Below are 18528 nucleotides of genomic sequence, written 5' to 3'. Positions count from 1 at the left end.
TGCTCTTCCGATCTCGAATATCGCTATCCTTGCGGCCGGATTACGCCGTTCCCCAGCCGCCCGAGTCTCGCCGCGCGCACTGATCGCGACGGCGCAGGCCTGTGGGAGCGGTCGGCGCACCGCCCGGAGCGTCGACAGGAACATCGAAGTTCGCGCATTTTCTTCTTCAGACAAGGGGTTTTCGAGATGAGCACGCCCAGCTTCAGCCTGGTCAACAACGCCACCGGCGAAAAAACCGATCTGCCTGCAGTCGGCGGCACCCTTGGCCCGGTCGGGCTCGACGTCGGCAAGGTCTATGGCCAGATGGACGTGTTCACCTACGACCCGGGCTTCTCGTCGACCTGCTCGACCAAGAGCGCGATCACCTACATCGACGGTGACGCCGGCGTGCTGCTGTACCGCGGCTACCCGGTGGCCCAGCTCGCCGAGCAGTGCAGCTTCATCGAGGTCGCCTACCTGATCCTGAACGGCGAACTGCCGGACAAGAACCAGCTGGAAGACTTCGACCAGACGATCCGCCGCCACACGATGATCAACGAGTCGCTGAAGGGCTTCTTCGGCGGCTTCCGTTACGACGCGCATCCGATGGCGATGCTGACCGGCGTCGTCGGCTCGCTGTCGGCCTTCTACCACGACACCACCAACAACAAGGATCCGGAGCACCGCAAGATCTTCGCGCACCGGATGATCGCGAAGATTCCGACGATCGCCGCGGCCGCCTACAAGCGCTACGTCGGCCTGCCGTTCATGTATCCGCAGAACCATCTCGACTACTGCTCGAACCTGCTGCACATGATGTTCGCGGTGCCGGCCGAACCCTACGAGGTGAACCCGATCGCCGCGCGCGCACTCGACGTGCTGTTCATCCTGCACGCCGACCACGAGCAGAACGCCTCGACCTCGACGGTGCGCATGGCCGGTTCCACCGGCACCAATCCGTATGCGGCGATCGCGGCCGGCATCGCCGCGCTGTGGGGACCGGCGCATGGCGGTGCCAACGAGGCCGTACTGAAGATGCTCGACGAGATCGGCGACGTGAAGAAGGTCCCGGACTTCATGAGCAAGGTCAAGGACAAGAACTCGGGCGTGCGCCTGATGGGTTTCGGCCACCGCGTCTACAAGAACTTCGATCCGCGCGCGACGATCATCCGCGACGAGTGCCACAAGGTGCTCAAGGCCTTGAACATCAACGATCCGAAGCTCGAGCTGGCGATGAAGCTCGAGGAGATCGCGCTGTCGGACGACTATTTCAAGGAGCGCAAGCTCTACCCGAACGTCGACTTCTACTCGGGCATCATCTACAAGGCGCTTGGCATCCCGGTGAACATGTTCACGCCGATGTTCGCCATCGCGCGCACCGTCGGCTGGGCCGCGCACTGGATCGAGATGATCGCCGACCCGACGATGCGCATCGCGCGGCCGCGCCAGGTCTACACCGGCGCCGCGGAACGCAACGTGCCGGCACTCGACAAGCGCTGATCTGCCGCTGGATGCACCAGACGCCCGGCACCTGCCGGGCGTTTTTCATGGCGTTCCCGCTGCGAGCCGTTCGGCCTCGGCGTAGTCGAGACGGCGGAAAGGCCGCCCGTCGAGGGGATTGACCGGGGCCCGGCGCAATCCGTCCTCGGGAAACACCGCGATGTCGACGCCGCAGTCGTCGAGCTCGAGTCGCAGCAGCGCCACGCGCTGTTCCCGCCCGTCGGACAGGCGATACAGTCGTTCGGCCGGCTCGAAATCCACGCCCCTGTCGAGCAGCGCGATGTCGACCGCCTCAGCCGCGTCGCTGAACACGTGCAGCTGCACGCGATGCGCCGAGGTCACCGCACCGCTGACGACGGCCCCGACCAGCCGCGGCGAGAACGCATCCAGCAATCGCATTGCCGCCAGTGCCGCCCGACGCAGCCGGTGCAGCTGCTGCACGTAGTCGCCACCGCCGAACAGGCGTTGATAGTCGATCACGGCCGCGTGGATCGCCGCGTTGTCCGGCAGCGGCGCGTTGGGTGGCAACCCGAGCCGCTGCGCAGCCTTGCGCTTGGCCTGGCGATAGTCCGTGAGCCGTTCAACGCAAACAATGCGCGCCGCTTCCTCGATGATTCCTGAGCGTTCGCGGTAAGCCATCACCCCTCACAGGCCCCGGGACGCGCCGGGTCCGGCGTCAGAACAGTTCCTGCAGCCCGTTGCGCTCGTCACGGTGCTGTTGCGGATTCTCCATCGCCGGCGGAATCGCGTTCTGCGGAACGGTTTCGAAGATCGCATCCGGATCGCCGGCCGCGGCCAGCAAACCGGTCTCACGATCGATGCGCACGTTGACGAGCCCGGGAGGGCGCGGCGCGCGTTCCTGCGGCACGCCGTCCAGCGCCACCCGCATGTAGTCCATCCAGGCCGGCAACGCGGCGCGACCGCCGACCTCGCCGCGCCCGAGCGGCGTCGGCTGGTCGAATCCGACCCAGACCACGGCGACGTGGTGGCGCTGGAAGCCGTTGAACCAGGCGTCGGTCTCGTCGTTGGTCGTGCCGGTCTTACCGGCCAGATCGTTGCGCTGGAGCTGCGCCACCTTGGCCGCGGTGCCGCGGACGGTCACATCGTGCAGCATGTCGCCGACCAGCCAGGCGACCGCGGGATCGACGGCCTGCTGCGCCGGCAGCCACTCGGCCTCGGCTTCGTCGGCAACGGCGGTCGGCAGCGGCGTCGGCTGCGTTTCGTCCGCCACCGGCGGTGGCAGCAGGCATTCGGGACAGGCGCGGCGCGGCTGCGCCCGCTCGACGATCTCGCCCGCGCTGTCGCGCACTTCGACGATCACGTACGGATCGACGACGAAGCCGCCGTTGGCGATCGTCGCATAGCCCCTGGCCATCTCCAGCGGCGTGAATACCGCGCTGCCGAGTGCCATGGTCAGGTCGCGCGGCAGGCGATCCGCCGGCAGGCCGAAGCGCGGAATGAAGTCGAGCGCCGTGTCGATGCCGATTCCCATCAGCAGCCGGATCGAGACGAGGTTGCGCGACTGCACCAGCGCTTCGCGCAGGCGCATCGGCCCCTTGATGTCGCCCCCGTAGTTCTCGGGGCGCCAGGTGGATTCGAGTCGCGGATCGTCGAAGACCACCGGCGCATCGAGCAGTACCGATGCCGGCGTGTAGCCATGGGCCATCGCCGTGGCGTACAGAAACGGCTTGAAGCCGGATCCGGCCTGGCGTCGGGCCTGGGTCACCCGGTTGAACTTGCCGGCAAAGAAGTCGAAGCCACCGACCAGGGCCTCCATGGCCCCATCGTCGGGGTTCAGTGCCACCAGCGCCCCCTGCGCCTCCGGAATCTGCGCCAGACGCGGTGCATCGCCGCTCGAGTCGATACGTACGACGTCACCGGGCGCCAGCCCCGCGGCATCGAGCTTCGCCCAGGCAAAGCTCTCGTCGCCCAGCGTCAGCGGCCCCGAAGCGGTCAGCAACGCCAGCTCGTTTCCATCGAACGCCTGGACCACAGCTGCCTGCAGCCCGCCGACCGGCGCATAGCGGCCCAGGGCGGTAGCGAACTCGGGGGACTGCGGCTGCGCCAGCAGCTCGGCCGGGATGCGCGCCTCAGCGCCGCGCCAGCCGTGGCGCCGGTCGTACTCGAGCAGCGCCTGGCGCAAGGCGGCGTTCGCGGCCGTCTGCCGGCTCGCGTCGACGGTCGTGGTGACGTTCAGTCCCCGGCTATAGGCCTCCTCGCCGAAACGCGCGACCATCTCGGCCCGGACCATCTCGGCAACGTAGTCGGCCTCGACCTCGACCTGCGGGCGGTAGGGCTGCACGACGAGCGGCTCGGCAACGGCCTCCTCGTACTCGGCCCTGGAGATATAGCCGAGCTCGCGCATGCGACGCAGCACATAGTCGCGTCGCTCGGTGGCCCGCACCGGGTTGGCCACCGGGTTGTCGCGCGAGGGCGCCTTGGGCAGGCCTGCGATCACCGCGGTCTCGCCGAGCGACAGGCTGCCGACGTCCCGCCCGAAGTAGACCAGGGCGGCCGCGCCGACGCCGTAGGCACGTTCGCCAAGGAAGATCTTGTTGAGGTACAGCGCCATGATCTGCGGCTTGTCGAGCTCGCGCTCGATTCTCAACGCCAGCAGGATCTCCTTGAATTTGCGAGTGAAGGTGCGCTCGCTGCTGAGAAAGACGTTGCGCGCCAGCTGCATCGTGATGGTGCTGCCGCCCTGCGACTTCTCGCCAGTCGCCGCGTACTTGAGGGCCGCACGCAGCAGCCCCTGCCAGTCGACGCCGGGATGCTCGAAGAAGCGGTCGTCCTCGGCGGCGAGGAACGCCTGCACAACCCGTGGCGGCAGATCCTCGAAACGCAGCAGCGCCCTGCGCTCGCTGCCGAACTCGCCCATCAGCTTGCCGTCGCGGCTGTAGATGCGCAGCGGCACCGAGAGCTGCAGCTCCCGCAGGCTGGCGACCGACGGCAAGTCGCGCCCGTAATAGTGGGCGGCGCCGAACAGGGCGGCCACAGCCGAAGCCGCGAGCAGCAGCGCGGCCGCGAGCAGCCACAGCAGCACGCGCAGCGCGAGCTTGTCGAGGGTCATCGCAGAACGTTTGGGACGGTGAAAAGCTTCAGAAATGTTTGCAGCTTGATCAGGTATTTGCCGCAGGAACTTCTAGTTGCGCAGTAGCAATATTGCGCTATAGTACGGCGCGATGCGGGAAGAGTCTTTCTTTCCCGTGGGGGATTGTCAACGAAGCGGCACGGGGCGCCATGGCCAGCCTGCAAACGTTGTTCGGCAAGGGAAGCAAAGGACTGATCGGACTGGATATCAGCTCCAGTGCCGTGAAGCTCCTCGAGCTTTCACGCAAAGGTACGCGCTACCACGTGGAAGCGTACGCGGTCGAACCGTTGCCGCCTGGCGCGGTCGCCGACAAGCAGATCGCCGACCCCAAGCCGGTCGGCGAGACGATCGCGCGCGCGATCAGCCGTGCCGGCACGCGCACGCGCGAAGCGGCCGTCGCCGTCGCCGGTGCATCGGTGATTACCAAGATCGTCGAAATGCCGAGCATGCTCTCCGGCGACGATATGGAAGAGCAGATCAAGGCCGAAGCCGATCAGTACATCCCCTATCCCATCGACGAGGTCAGCCTCGATTTCGAGGTGCTGGGTGCGAGCGCGAAGAACACCGACGCCGTGGACGTCGTGCTGGCCGCGTGCCGCAAGGAGCAGGTCGAGCGACTGTGCGCTGCCGTCGACATCGCCGGGCTGAAGACGCGCGTCGTCGACGTCGAGGCGTACGCGCTGGAGAACGCCTGCCAGTTCCTCGCGCACCAGATGCCGGACGGCGGCCGCGGCCGCACCGTCGCCGTGGTCGACATGGGCGCAACGACGACTTCGGTGCTGATCCTGCACGACCTGAAGACGATCTACACGCGCGACCAGGCCTTCGGCGGCCGCCAGCTGACCGAAGACATCATGCGCACCTACGGGATGTCGCAGGAGGAAGCGCTGAAGGCCAAGCGCAGCGGCAATCTGCCGGAGGGATACGAAACCGAGATCCTCCCGCACTTCGTGTCCGACATGGCGCAGCAGATCGACCGTTCGCTGCAGTTCTTCTTCTCCGCAGTCACGCAGTACAGCGCGATCGACCAGATCGTGCTCGCAGGCGGTTGCGCGCACATCGCGGGTGTCGACGCCAATGTTCAGGAGCGTCTGCAGATTCCGACGGTCGTCGCGCGGCCGTTCGCGCAGATGAGCGTCGCCTCCCGCGCCAAGCCTGCCAACCTCGCCCAAGAAGAGGCCTCGTTGCTGATTGCGGCCGGTCTGGCCTACCGCGCATTCGACGAGGAGAAGGCATGACAGGTTCGTCCCTCACGAATTTGCACGGCGCCGTGCCTGTCCTCGCCATCCGCGTCTGTCGGTCCAGGAGCGTTCGATGACGACGCATATCAACCTGCTGGACTGGCGCAAGGCACGCCGCGAGAAACGCAAGCAGGACTTCATCGCAAGCATCGGCCTGGGTGTCGCCGTTGCGGGCGGTCTGGTCGCAGCCGGCTGGATGCTGGTCAGCGGCCAGCTGAGCTACCAGGAGTCGCGGAACTCGTACCTGCGCGCGGAAATCAAGGAGATGGACAAGCAGCTCACCGAAATCCAGGAACTGGAGCGCGTCCGGTCCAACCTCATCGCACGCATGCGCGTCATCGAGGAGCTGGAGGCCAGCCGCACGGCATCGGTGCATTTCTTCGACGAGATCGTCAATACGCTGCCCGAGGGCGTCAATCTCACCAGCCTCAGGCAACAAGGGGCGAACGTGACGCTCGACGGTATCGCCGAGTCGAACGGGCGCATCTCGACCTACATGAAGAACCTCGACGCCTCGCTCTGGTTCTCGGACCCGCGCCTGGTGGTCATCAAGACCGACGAGAAGGATCGACGCAGACAGGCGCAATTCACCTTGCAAGTCAAGCGCCTGACACAGCCGAAATCGGCTGATAATGCACCTGCAGATGCGGGGGGCGAAGAGGTGCTCGGATGAACGCCCAAGAGATCATCCAGCAGCTGCAGGCGCTCGACGCACAGAATCCGGGCGCCTGGCCACGCTGGGCACGAATCGCGGCAGTGATCCTCACCGGGGTGGTGCTGTTTGCTGCAGGTACCTGGTTCGTGATCAGACCCGTGTACGAACAGGTACAAACGGCCAAAACGCAAGAACAGACGTTGTTTCAGGAGCTCGATACCAAGCAGAAGAAAGTCGCAGCCATCGACGCCTATCGCGAACAGCTCAAGGAGATGGAGCGCCAGTTCGGCGACATGCTCAAGCAGCTCCCGAGCCGCGCCGAGGTGGCAAACCTGCTCAACGACATCTCGCAGAAGCGCGTGGAAGCGAGCCTCGAGGAGGAGCTGTTCCAGCCGACCGGCGAGGTGCCCAAGGAGTTCTATGCCGCGATCCCCAACAAGATCGTGGTCGTCGGCGACTATCACGAACTGGGCAACTTCGTCAGCGCGGTTGCTGCCTTGCCACGCATCGTCACCATCGAGGAGGTCGAGATCAAGGGCGCTGCAACTGCCGGTCACGGCGCGTCCACCGGACCGACAACCCTGCGCATGACCGCCACTGCGCAGACGTACCGCTATCTCGACGACGAGGAGATCGAGGCGGCTAAGCCTCAACAGGCCGGGAGGCGGCGATGAGACGCACGCTCCTGTCACTGAGCGCTGCCGCCATGTTGCTGGGCGCCTGCAGCGACGACATGTCCGATCTGCAGCGCGACGTCGCCGCCATCAAGGCGCGGACCTCGACGAAGATTCCGCCGATTCCGCAGCCCAAGCAGTTTGACCCCTTTACCTACGTGCCGGGCGATCGCCGCGATCCGTTCGTGGAGGTACTCGCACCCAACCGCGCAGCCAGCATCGCCGGCCCCCGCCCGGACCTGAACCGGAACCGGGAACCGCTTGAGGAGTTTCCGCTTGATGCGCTGCGCATGATGGGGACCATCAGCACCACGCGAGGGGTTTTCGCGCTGATCAAAGCGCCGGACAACGTGATTCACCGGGTCACGTTGAAGAATTACATGGGGCAGAACTACGGCCAGATCGTCGCGATCACGCCGACCGAAGTCAGTCTGCAGGAACTGGTCGAAGACGGGTTCGGTGGCTGGACGCAGCGCACGGCCAGTGTGGCGCTGACCGAGTAAGGGAAACGCGAGAGGCTCCAGGGAGTTTTCAAATGACCACCATCAACGCCACGATCCGGCACTTTCTGCTCTGGGCCTTCCTGCTGGCCGTGCCGGCCGCTGTCGCGCAGGACCTGGCGCTGGAAGATATCGCCTTCGTGGAAATCGACAGCGGCCGCGTGCTGATGACCCTGACGCTGTCCGGGCCGGCGCCGCAGCCGTCCGTGTTTACCGTCGACCAGCCGGCTCGTCTGTCGCTCGACCTTCCGGGCACGCGCACCGCGGTCGCGCAGCGCTATCAGCGCATCAACCTCGGCAACGTGCGTGCCGTTGCCAGCGCCGAGTCGCGTGGCCGTACGCGCGTCGTTGTCGAACTCGGCAGCAGCGCTCCGTATGATGTCGATGTCGATGGCAACCGCATTCTCGTTCGACTCGACAGCCTTGCATCCGCGCGTGCGACGCAGCAAGCGCCAGCGGTCAGTGGCGACCGCCGGACCACCTTGCAGAGCCTCGACTTCCGCCGGGGCGAGAAGGGCGAGGGCCGTGTGGTCGTGCGACTCTCGGATCCGAAGGCAGTTGTTGACGTCAAGCCTGAGAACGGCCGGATCGTTGCGCGATTCAGGAATACCCGCCTTGCCGAGGGCGCGGGCAAACGTCTGGACGTGCTCGATTTTGCAACGCCCGTCCGCTACGTCGACATTCGGGCCGACGGATCCGACAGCCTGGTCACGCTGACACCGGTGACGGGACAGGAGTACGAACAGGCTGCCTACCAGTCGGGCGATTCGTTCACCCTGGAATTGCAGCCGCTCACGCCCGCCGAGCGCGAGGAGTTGCAGCGCACGCAGCCACAGTTCACCGGCGAGCGCATCAGTCTGTCGTTCCAGAACGTCGAGGTCCGCTCGCTGCTTCAGATCATCGCCGATGTCGCCGGGACCAACATGGTGATCAGCGACTCGGTCGAGGGCGAAATGGCCATGCGCCTGGAGAACGTGCCGTGGGATCAGGCGCTCGACATCATCCTGCGCACCAAGGGCCTGGGTATGCGCCAGCAAGGCAACGTCATGCTGGTGGCACCGGTCGAGGAAATCGCGCAACGCGAGCGTCTGGAACTGGAGGCGGCCAAGCAGCAGACCGAGCTGGCACCGCTGCGCTCAGAGCTGATTCAGGTCAACTACGCGAAAGCCACGGACATGCGCGCGCTGCTGTCGAGCGGCGACACCTCGCTGCTCAGCGAGCGGGGTCGCGTCACCGTCGACGAGCGCACCAACACACTGCTCGTCCTCGAAACGCGGGAGAAGATCGACGAGATTCGCGCGCTGGTCTCGAAACTCGACATCCCCGTACGTCAGGTGTTGATCGAATCGCGCATCGTCATTGCTAGCGACGATTTCGCACGCGAGTTGGGCGCTCGCTTCGGCGTCAGTTCGATCGGCCGGATTGGAAATGCGACCGTGGGCCAGTCGGGTAGTAACACCGGCTCCCGAAATGTCGTGGGCGGCGTGCTACCGACGCCCGACCAAGGCTATCTGGTGAACCTGCCGACCTCCGCGACCCCCGCAGGGCGCGTGGCCTGGACGATCCTGGGCAGTGACTTCCTGATCGACCTCGAATTGTCGGCCCTGCAGCAGGAAGGCCGCGGCGAGGTCATCTCAACACCGCGTGTGGTCACGGCGAACGGCAAGCAGGCCGTGATCGAGCAGGGCCGCGAGATTCCGTATCAGTCCAGCAGCGGGAACCAGGGCACGGAGACCCAGTTCAAGAAGGCCGTGCTGTCGCTGACGGTGAATCCGCAGATCACGCCGGACGACCGGGTCATCATGGATCTTTCGGTGACCAACGACTCGCAGGGCGAGGACGTCAACACCGGCGTGGGCTCCGCGCCGGCGATCGACACACGCCGTCTGGATACGCAGGTGCTGATCGCCAGTGGAGAAACCGTGGTACTCGGCGGGGTCTTCCAGGAGGAAAGCCGCCGCTCTTCCGCGAAGGTGCCTTTCCTCGGCGACATTCCGCTGCTCGGCGCGCTGTTCCGCAGCAACAGCCGCTCCGACAACAAGCGGGAGTTGCTGATCTTCGTGACGCCGCGGGTACTGCAGGAAGGTCTGGTCGTGCAGTGAGGCCGTCGCGGCACCGCTACCGCGTGCCTATACTGCGCGCGGTAGCGGTCCGTACAACGTCGGTTTCGCAATGGCTCAGGGTCCCAATATCTTTCTCGTCGGCCCGATGGGCGCCGGAAAGACGACTGTGGGCAGACGTCTCGCGCAGATCCGCGGCGTGCGTTTCGTCGACTCCGATCACGAGATCGAGCGCCGTACGGGCGTCGACATTCCCTACATCTTCGAGCGTGAAGGCGAGGCGGGTTTCCGCCGCCGCGAGGCGCAAGCGATTGCCGAGCTCTGCGGCGAGGGGCCGCTCGTACTGGCGACCGGCGGCGGCGCCGTCCTCGATCCCGAGAACCGGCGCGTGCTCGCGGCGCGCGGAACGGTGATCTACCTGCATGCCAGCGTCGAGCAGCAACTCGCGCGCACGCAGCGCTCCGAGGCACGCCCGCTGCTGGCACAGGCCGCCGACCGCCGCGAAGTGCTCGAGCGCCTGCTTCGCCAGCGCGACCCCTTGTACCGGGAGATCGCCGACCTGGTCGTCAGCACCGATGCGCGCAGTGCCAAGTGCGTGGTGCGCGACATCGCGGACTTCGTCGACGGTCGTCCGTCGGGCTGACGCTCGAAACCCCGGCCGCGGGCGCATACACTGCGCGTCCGCCGATCTCACGTCCCGCCATGCCGAGCTTGCACGTCGACCTGGGCCACCGCAGCTACCCGATCCACATCGGCGCCGGCCTGCTGTCCGACGGCAGCCTGTGGCAGGCCCTGCGCGGACGCAACCTGCGGCTGATCACCGACGAGCACGTTGCCGCCCTGCACCTCGAAGCGGTGCGCTCGGCGCTGGCGCTCGACGACGATGCCGTTCGCGTCCTGCCACCGGGCGAGGCACAGAAGAGTTGGGAAGTCGCCGGCAGCGTACAGGACTGGCTGCTGCAGACGCGGCTCGCACGCGACGGCTGCCTGATCGCGCTCGGCGGCGGCGTCATCGGCGATCTCGCGGGCTTCTCGGCGGCGATCTACCAGCGCGGAATCGATTTCGTGCAGGTACCGACGACGTTGCTTTCGCAGGTGGACTCGAGCGTCGGCGGCAAGACCGGCGTCAACCATCCGCTCGGCAAGAACATGATCGGCGCCTTCCATCAACCGATCATGGTCGTGGCCGACACCGGGACGCTCAGGACCCTGCCGCGGCGCGAGCTGCTCGCCGGTCTTGCCGAGGTGATCAAGTACGGGATGCTCGGCGATGCCAGCTTCCTGGACTGGATCACCCACCATCTCGACGACCTGCTGACGCTCGATCCGGTCGCAACCGCCGAAGCGATCCGGCGCAGCTGCGAGATGAAGGCGGTCATCGTCGCCCGCGACGAGCGTGAGTCGCTGGCCGACGGCAAAGGCGGGCGGGCGCTGCTCAACCTCGGCCATACGTTTGCCCACGCCATCGAGACCCACGCCGGCTACGGCGACTGGCTGCATGGCGAGGCCGTCGCGGCCGGTCTGTGCATGGCGGCCGACCTGTCGGCGCGTCTCGGCTTGATCGACGCGGACGACGCACGACGCTGCGTGGACCTGATCGCGCGCAGCGGCCTGCCGACGAAACCGCCCGGTGACATGACCCCGCAGGACTTTCTGCACAACATGGCCCTGGACAAGAAGGTCGCTGCCGGCCGGCTGCGCCTGGTGCTGCTGCGCGCGATCGGCGATGCCGTGGTGACGGCCGACTTCGATCCGTCTCGGCTCGCCGAGACGCTGGAACACTTCTGCGGTGCGCCGGCAGCGCAATGACGCTCGCCCCGTACGCCGCCGACGATCGCCGCTCGCGCGGCCGTCACCACCCGGAGCCGGGACCGGGACATCGCAGCGAGTATCAGCGAGACCGGGACCGGATCATCCACTCCGCGGCCTTCCGGCGGCTGGAATACAAGACCCAGGTCTTCGTCAATCACGAAGGCGACCTGTTCCGGACGCGGCTGACACACTCGATCGAAGTCGCCCAGATCGCCAGAACCATGGCGCGCACCCTCGGGCTCAACGAGGATCTGTGCGAGGCCGTCTCGCTGGCCCATGACCTCGGCCATACGCCGTTCGGCCACGCCGGCCAGGATGCGCTCAACGCCTGCATGAAGCCCTACGGTGGTTTCGAGCACAACGCGCAGTCGCTGCGCGTGGTCGACGAGCTGGAAGACAAGTACGCGAGCTTCCGCGGCCTCAACCTGATGTTCGACACGCGGGAGGGCATCCTCAAGCACTGCTCGGCGGCGCGCGCACGCACGCTCGGCGACGTCGGCGAGCGCTTTCTCAACCGCACCCAGCCGAGCCTCGAGGCCCAGCTTGCGAACCGCGCCGACGAGATCGCCTACAACAACCACGACATCGACGATGGCCTGCGCGCACGCCTGCTCACCATCGAGCAGTTGCGTGAAGTGCCGCTGTTCCGGCGACATCACGACGAAGTCGTGCAGCGCTACGGCGAGATCAGCGCCAAGCAGCAGCGCCACGAAACCACCCGGCGCATCATCAACACGCTGGTCGTCGACCTGACGGACAGCTCGCGCCGCGCATTGCAGCAGGCCGGCGTTTCGTCGATCGAAGACGTGCGGTCGCGCCCGGAGCCGCTGATCCGGTTCAGCGACGAGATCCAGCACGAGAACGAGGCGCTCAAGCGCTTCCTGCGCGAGCACCTGTACCACCACCATCAGGTCTACCGGATCATGGTCAAGGCACAGCGTGTCGTGCGCGAACTGTTCGCGGCGCTGCACGCCGATCCGCGCCTGATGCCGCCGGATTTCTTCGACGCGGCCCGTCAGCTCGAGAGCCGCGACGGCGAAACCGGGCGCGCACGCGTGGTCGCCGACTACGTCGCCGGCATGACCGACCGCTTCGCGCTCGACGAGTACGAACGGCTGTTCGACCCACGGCGCCTGCGCTGACCCTCCCGGCGACCGGACCGCTCGACGAAGCGTTGCGCAGGTACACTCGCCGGCCAGATGGACCTGCCGCCGCCACTCCCGACCGCCGCGCAACGGCCGCTTTCGCCGCCGGTCCGCTGGCTGCTGATCGCCGCCGGCTGGCTGTCGCTGGTGCTGGGACTGATCGGCATCCTGCTTCCCGTGCTGCCGACGACACCCTTCGTGCTCCTCGCCGCCGCTTGCTTTGCGCGCAGCTCCGCCCGCTTCCACACGATGCTGCTGCGCCACCGGGCTTTCGGCCCGCTGCTGACCGAATGGGAGCAACATCGCAGCATTCCGCGACGCACCAAGCTGTGGGCGATCGCTCTCATGAGCCTGACCCTGGGCAGCTCGATCGTGTTCTTCGTCCAGCCCATCGGGCTCAAGTGGGCGCTCGCCGCAATGGGTGTCGCCGTTGCTGCCTGGATCTGGCGCATCCCCTCGCGCAACTGAGGTCTACGGCCGGAACCAGTCCTCCAGTGCCAGCCCTTCGGCGCCGGCATAGGTGCCGGGGCTGCGCGTCACGAGGCGCAGTTCGTGCACTGCTGCCGTGGCCGCGAGCTGGCCTTCGACCGCCGTCCAGGCCCGGTACTGGCGCTCGCGACGGGGGGCCGTGCGCGCCAGCCAGCGCGCCGCCTCCAGGTCGAACGGCAGGACCGGCGGCCCGCTGCGCAGCAGCTCCTGGACAAAGGCGTCGAGCTGGCTGCGTCGCGGCCCGTCCGGTAGCGACTCGATGCCGCGTAGCAGGGCGTAGACCACCGAGGCCGCTGTCGCGCAGTCGTGCTGGTGCCGCCGGAACCGGGTCAGCACGAGGCGATTGCCGCTCGGCCGGGTGAGTTCGGCCAGGACGGCCAGGTCGAGCAGATAGCGCGGCCGTGGCACGGCTCACTCCGCGAGCGACCAGCGCGCCAGCTCGTCCGGGCTGATCCCGTCGAAACCGGTACCGGCGCGTGCACGCCAGTTCGCCAGCCAGGCGCTGAAATCGGCGCCGCCGGCGGCGCTGCGCAGACGCTCGTAGTCGCCCTCGGCGATCAGCACCGCGACCCCGCGACCGCGACGGCTGATCGCGACCGGCGCGCCCTGCTCGACTTCGCGCAGCAGCTCGGTGAGCCGGTTCCGGGCCTCGGCAACAGAGACGGTCTTCATCGGCATCGGCTGTAGATGGCCATGTAGATGGCCATCTTATGGCACGACAACACGTTGAATCAATTGGGTGTTTTTTCACCTTCTGCAAAGGCGAGGAAAAACATTTGCAGCGCGAACAGGTGCGGCGCACACTTCCGCGCCCCGCGCCGCCTCAAGCGGGGATTCCTGCTGTGTTTTTTGGAGCCAGCCCGATGTTGGATCGCGAGCATTTCGACCGCCCTGCCGGTCTCACGCCGCAGGCCGGTTACGGCCTGTACCGGGAAAGTTTCGAGCGCGACAGCTGCGGTTTCGGCCTGATTGCCCACATGGACGACCAGGCCAGCCACAAGCTCGTGCAGACGGCTGTGACCGCGCTGCACCGCATGACCCATCGTGGCGCCGTCGCCGCCGACGGCAAGACCGGCGACGGTTGCGGCCTGCTGATGAAGAAGCCCGACGCGTTCCTGCGCCGCGAAGCCGCGAAGCTCGGCTTCGATCTCGGCGCGGACAGCCAGAGTCTGTACTGCGCCGGCAACATCTTCTTTTCGCAGGACGCCAAGCGCCGCAACCGCGCCAAGGCCGCGCTCAAGGAAAGCCTGGAGCTGCACGGCCTGACGCTGCTCGGCTATCGCGAGGTGCCGACCGACCAGACGGCGCTCGGCGAAGAGGCGCTGCGCGCGCTGCCGAAGATCGAGCAGGCCTTCATCGTGCCGCCAGCCGGCCTGCACAAGTTCGCGTTCGAGCTCAAGCTGTTCAAGGCTCGCCGCCGTGCCGAGAAGCTGCTGGCCGCGGAAGGTGACCGCGAGTTCTACATCACGCACCTGTCGTGCCGCGTCATCGTCTACAAGGGCCTGGTGATGCCGGAGCTGCTGCCGGCGTTCTATCCGGATCTGGCCGACCCGGCGCTGGAATCGTCGATGTGCGTGTTCCACCAGCGCTTCTCGACCAACACGCTGCCGCGCTGGCAGTTGTGCCATCCGTTCCGCTACCTCGCGCACAACGGCGAGATCAACACCATCTCGGGCAACCGCAAGTGGGCGCTGGCCCGCGCGAAGAAATTCCAGTGTGCCGACCTGCCGGACATCGAGGAGATCGCGCCGCTGGTGAACATGGACGGCTCGGATTCGCAGTCGCTCGACAACATGCTCGAGGTGCTGCTGGCCGGCGGGATGGACGTGTTCCAGGCCATGCGCGCACTGATCCCGCCGGCCTGGCAGAACGTCGAGGATCTCGATCCCGACGTGCGCGCGTTCTACGAGTACAACTCGGTGAACATGGAGCCCTGGGACGGCCCCGCCGGCGTCGTGCTGACCGACGGCCGTTACGCCGCCTGCGCGCTCGACCGCAACGGCCTGCGGCCCGCGCGCTACGTGATCACCGCCGATCGCCACATCGTGCTGGCGTCGGAGATCGGCGTGCATGACTTCAAGCCGCAGGACGTGGTCGAGAAGGGCCGCCTGCGCCCCGGCGAGATCCTCGCGGTCGACACCGAGACCGGTGCCCTGCTGCGTCCGGACGACATTGACCGGATGCTGGCCGGCCGCAAGCCCTACAAGCAGTGGCTGAAGACGCAGATGAGGCGCCTGGAGGCGTCGCTGTCGGACGACCCGAACGCGCTCGACGTGATGCCGCCGGACATGGTGGCCACCTACCACAAGATGTTCCAGCTCACCTTCGAGGAGCGCGACCAGGTCCTGCGCCCGCTGTCCGAGGCCGGGCAGGAAGCCGTGGGCTCGATGGGTGACGACACGCCGTTCGCGGTGCTGTCGGGACAGGCGCGCTCGGTCTACGACTATTTCCGGCAGATGTTCGCCCAGGTGACCAATCCGCCGATCGATCCGCTGCGCGAGCAGATCGTGATGTCGCTCGAATGCCAGCTCGGCGTCGAGAAGGGCATGTTCGAGGAGACGCCGGAGCGCGCCGCGCGCCTGCTGATCGATTCGCCCGTGTTGTCCGAGGCCAAGTTCAAGCGCCTGATGGCCGTCGGCAACGACGACGCAGCGTATGCGCATCACGTCATCGATCTGAACTACGACCCGGCGCTCGGCCTCAAGGCGGCGGTCGAGCACATCTGCGACGAGGCCATCGCCGCGGTGCAGTCCGGCAAGGTCATCATCGTGCTGTCCGACCGTGCGATCGAGCGCGGCAAGCTGCCGGTGCATGCGCTGCTTGCGGTCGGCGCGGTCAACAACCGTCTGGTGCACGCGGGGCTGCGCTGCGATTGCAACATCGTCGTCGAGACCGCGACCGCGCGCGACCCCCACCACTTCGCCTGCCTGATCGGCTACGGCGCGAGCGTGATCTATCCGTATCTGGCCTACGCCACGCTCTACGAGATGGTGCGCTCCGGCCAGGTCAAGAAGAAGGCACCGGAGGCGCTCGCGCAGTCGTACCGCAAGGGCATCAACAAGGGTCTGTACAAGATCATCTCGAAGATGGGCATCAGCACCATCTCGAGCTACCGCGGTGCGCAGTTGTTCGAGGCTGTGGGCCTGCACGACGAGGTCATCGACCTGTGCTTCGAGGGCACGGTCTCGCGCATCGGCGGCGCCCGCTTCGCCGACCTGCACGAGGAGCAGGACGGCCTCGCCGATATTGCCTGGAGCGCACGCAAGCCGATCGAGCAGGGTGGCCTGTACAAGTACATCCACGGCGGCGAGTATCACGCCTACAACCCCGATGTGATCGCCACGCTGCAGCGCGCGGTCAAGTCCGGCGACTACATCGAATACAAGCTTTTCGCACAGCACGTCAACGAGCGTCCGGTGGCGACGATCCGCGACATGTTCAAGCTCAAGGCGACCGAGCCGATCCCGGTCGAGGAAGTCGAGTCGGCCGAGGCCATCCTCAAGCGCTTCGATTCCGCCGGCATGTCGCTGGGCGCCCTCTCGCCCGAAGCGCACGAGGCGCTGGCGATCGCGATGAACCGCCTCGGCGGTCGCAGCAACTCGGGCGAAGGCGGCGAGGATCCGGCGCGCTACGGCACCGAGAAGATGTCGAAGATCAAGCAGGTCGCGTCCGGCCGCTTCGGCGTCACGCCGCACTACCTGGTCAACGCCGAGGTGCTGCAGATCAAGGTCGCGCAGGGCGCCAAGCCCGGCGAAGGCGGCCAGCTGCCCGGCGACAAGGTCAACGACATGATCGCGCGGCTGCGCTACTCCAAGCCGGGCGTCGCACTGATCAGCCCGCCGCCGCACCATGACATCTACTCGATCGAGGATCTCGCGCAGCTGATCTTCGACCTCAAGCAGGTCAACCCGCAGGCACTGGTGTCGGTCAAGCTGGTGTCCGGCCCGGGCGTCGGCACCATCGCGGCCGGCGTCGCCAAGGCCTACGCCGACCTGATCACCATCTCCGGCTACGACGGCGGCACCGGCGCCTCGCCGCTGACCTCGGTCAAGTACGCCGGCACGCCGTGGGAGCTGGGCCTGTCGGAGACGCACCAGACGCTGCGCATGAACAACCTGCGCGACAAGGTGCGGGTGCAGACCGACGGCGGTCTCAAGACCGGCCTCGACGTCATCAAGGCGGCGATCCTCGGCGCCGAGTCCTTCGGCTTCGGTACCGCGCCGATGGTCGCGCTCGGCTGCAAGTACCTGCGCATCTGCCATCTGAACAACTGCGCCACCGGCGTGGCGACGCAGAACCAGGTGCTTCGCCTCGAGCACTTCATCGGTCTGCCGGAAATGGTGATGAACTACTTCCGCTTCGTCGCCGAGGAAACGCGCGAGTGGCTGGCGGCGCTGGGCGTGCGCTCGGTGGCCGAGCTGATCGGCCGCACCGACCTGCTCGAGATCGACGAGGCCGAGACCGCGAAGGCGCGCAACCTCGACCTGAAGCCGATCCTCGAATCGGCCGGCATGGTGCTGCCGAGCGCGCAGTACTGCATGTTCAACAACGAGCCCTTCGACAAGGGCGAGCTGGCGGAGGCGATGCTGCAGGACTGCCTGCCGGCGATCGAGCACAAGACCGGCGGCATCTTCCACTACACCGTGCAGAACCGGCACCGCTCGATCGGCGCCCGCCTGTCCGGCGAGATCGCGCGCCGCCACGGCAACCTGGGCATGTCCGACAAGCCGATCACGATCCGCCTGAAGGGCACGGCCGGGCAGTCCTTCGGTGTGTGGAACGCCGGCGGCCTGAACCTGGAACTGGAAGGCGACGCCAACGACTACGTCGGCAAGGGCATGGCCGGCGGCCGCATCGTCGTCAAGCCGCCCAAGGGCGTGCGCTACGAGACGCGCGAGGCCGCGATCATCGGCAACACCTGCCTGTATGGTGCGACCGGCGGCACCTTGTATGCGGCCGGCGTTGCCGGCGAGCGTTTCGCCGTGCGCAACTCCGGCGCGCATGCGGTCATCGAAGGCTGCGGCGATCACGGCTGCGAGTACATGACCGGTGGCGTGGTCGTCGTGCTCGGCCGCACCGGCGTGAACTTCGGTGCCGGCATGACCGGCGGCTTCGCCTACGTGCTCGACGAGAAGCGCAACTTCGTCGACCGCTACAACCATGAATTGATCGACATCCACCGCGTCGTGTCGGAATCGATGGAGGCGCACGAGAACTACCTGCGCAACCTCGTGGGCGACTACGCCAAGGTGACCGGCTCGAAGTGGGCGCAGGCGATCCTGTCGGACTGGGCCGATTACGTCGGCAAGTTCTGGCTGGTCAAGCCGCGCGCCGCCGAAATCGGCTCGCTGATCGATTCCGTGCGCGCCGCGGCCTGAGGAC

Annotated in this window: 16 protein-coding genes; 12 read left to right on the top strand and 4 right to left on the bottom strand. The window is 66.7% G+C overall.

The window, feature by feature from the left end:
• Window positions 1-190, top strand: a 190-nt coding sequence (locus ACEQZY_RS06435; RefSeq protein ID WP_370153115.1) for a hypothetical protein, incomplete at its 5' end; no start/stop codon positions are given.
• Window positions 187-1479: a citrate synthase gene (locus tag ACEQZY_RS06430; protein WP_110266406.1), complete on the top strand. Its 1293-nt coding sequence runs from the start codon at window positions 187-189 to the stop codon at window positions 1477-1479. The genes ACEQZY_RS06435 and ACEQZY_RS06430, both read left to right, overlap by 4 nt.
• Before the next feature lie 45 nt (window positions 1480-1524).
• Here the strand turns inward: ACEQZY_RS06430 and ACEQZY_RS06425 are convergent, their stop codons facing one another.
• Together ACEQZY_RS06425 and ACEQZY_RS06420 are read right to left on the bottom strand one after the other, a co-directional pair.
• Window positions 1525-2118 (bottom strand): hypothetical protein, encoded by a 594-nt coding sequence (locus tag ACEQZY_RS06425; protein WP_370153113.1) that lies wholly within the window; start codon window positions 2116-2118, stop codon window positions 1525-1527.
• Window positions 2119-2155: 37 nt separating this feature from the next.
• Window positions 2156-4549, bottom strand: a complete 2394-nt coding sequence (locus tag ACEQZY_RS06420; RefSeq protein WP_370153111.1) for a penicillin-binding protein 1A — start codon at window positions 4547-4549, stop codon at window positions 2156-2158.
• 170 nt (window positions 4550-4719) lie between these two features.
• On the opposite strand from ACEQZY_RS06420, the gene ACEQZY_RS06415 reads away from it, so the two are divergent.
• From ACEQZY_RS06415 to ACEQZY_RS06375, 9 genes are all read left to right on the top strand, one after another.
• Window positions 4720-5808, top strand: coding sequence for a pilus assembly protein PilM (locus tag ACEQZY_RS06415; RefSeq protein ID WP_370153109.1), 1089 nt, complete (start codon window positions 4720-4722; stop codon window positions 5806-5808).
• Window positions 5809-5884: 76 nt separating this feature from the next.
• The gene (locus ACEQZY_RS06410; protein WP_370153107.1) at window positions 5885-6484 is read left to right on the top strand and encodes a PilN domain-containing protein; all 600 of its coding nucleotides are present in this window, start codon (window positions 5885-5887) and stop codon (window positions 6482-6484) included.
• Window positions 6481-7140, top strand: a complete 660-nt coding sequence (locus tag ACEQZY_RS06405) for a type 4a pilus biogenesis protein PilO (RefSeq protein ID WP_370153105.1) — start codon at window positions 6481-6483, stop codon at window positions 7138-7140. The genes ACEQZY_RS06410 and ACEQZY_RS06405 overlap by 4 nt, the downstream gene beginning before the upstream one ends.
• Window positions 7137-7643, top strand: coding sequence for a pilus assembly protein PilP (locus ACEQZY_RS06400; RefSeq protein WP_370153103.1), 507 nt, complete (start codon window positions 7137-7139; stop codon window positions 7641-7643). Before ACEQZY_RS06405 ends, ACEQZY_RS06400 begins: the two co-directional genes overlap by 4 nt.
• Window positions 7644-7675: 32 nt before the next feature.
• Window positions 7676-9742: a type IV pilus secretin PilQ gene (gene pilQ, locus ACEQZY_RS06395; protein ID WP_370153101.1), complete on the top strand. Its 2067-nt coding sequence runs from the start codon at window positions 7676-7678 to the stop codon at window positions 9740-9742.
• Window positions 9743-9812: 70 nt separating this feature from the next.
• Window positions 9813-10343: a shikimate kinase AroK gene (aroK, locus tag ACEQZY_RS06390; protein ID WP_370153100.1), complete on the top strand. Its 531-nt coding sequence runs from the start codon at window positions 9813-9815 to the stop codon at window positions 10341-10343.
• Window positions 10344-10402: 59 nt separating this feature from the next.
• Complete coding sequence (gene aroB / locus ACEQZY_RS06385; RefSeq protein ID WP_370153098.1) at window positions 10403-11509, top strand: 3-dehydroquinate synthase; 1107 nt, start codon at window positions 10403-10405, stop codon at window positions 11507-11509.
• Window positions 11506-12654 (top strand): deoxyguanosinetriphosphate triphosphohydrolase, encoded by a 1149-nt coding sequence (locus ACEQZY_RS06380; RefSeq protein WP_370153096.1) that lies wholly within the window; start codon window positions 11506-11508, stop codon window positions 12652-12654. Before aroB ends, ACEQZY_RS06380 begins: the two co-directional genes overlap by 4 nt.
• A gap of 57 nt (window positions 12655-12711) precedes the next feature.
• Window positions 12712-13125 carry a YbaN family protein gene (locus tag ACEQZY_RS06375; protein WP_370153094.1) on the top strand — a complete coding sequence of 138 codons (414 nt, stop codon included), beginning with the start codon at window positions 12712-12714 and terminating at the stop codon, window positions 13123-13125.
• Window positions 13126-13128: 3 nt separating this feature from the next.
• Here the strand turns inward: ACEQZY_RS06375 and ACEQZY_RS06370 are convergent, their stop codons facing one another.
• Together ACEQZY_RS06370 and ACEQZY_RS06365 are read right to left on the bottom strand one after the other, a co-directional pair.
• On the bottom strand, window positions 13129-13554 hold the full coding sequence (locus tag ACEQZY_RS06370; RefSeq protein ID WP_370153092.1) for a hypothetical protein: 426 nt from the start codon (window positions 13552-13554) through the stop codon (window positions 13129-13131).
• A 3-nt stretch (window positions 13555-13557) separates the two neighbouring features.
• On the bottom strand, window positions 13558-13818 hold the full coding sequence (locus tag ACEQZY_RS06365) for a type II toxin-antitoxin system Phd/YefM family antitoxin (RefSeq protein ID WP_110266541.1): 261 nt from the start codon (window positions 13816-13818) through the stop codon (window positions 13558-13560).
• A 191-nt stretch (window positions 13819-14009) separates the two neighbouring features.
• Here ACEQZY_RS06365 and gltB point away from each other — a divergent pair, with 191 nt between their 5' ends.
• Window positions 14010-18524 (top strand): glutamate synthase large subunit, encoded by a 4515-nt coding sequence (gene gltB / locus ACEQZY_RS06360; protein WP_370153090.1) that lies wholly within the window; start codon window positions 14010-14012, stop codon window positions 18522-18524.
• The last annotated feature ends 4 nt before the right edge of the window (window positions 18525-18528 follow it).

Origin of the sequence: Ferrovibrio sp. (assembly GCF_964218355.1) — a bacterium.
In the GTDB taxonomy this organism is placed as follows: Bacteria; Pseudomonadota; Alphaproteobacteria; order Ferrovibrionales; family Ferrovibrionaceae; genus Ferrovibrio.
Note: the sequence above shows the minus strand (reverse complement) of the source record. Positions and strands in the feature narration are given on the sequence as shown.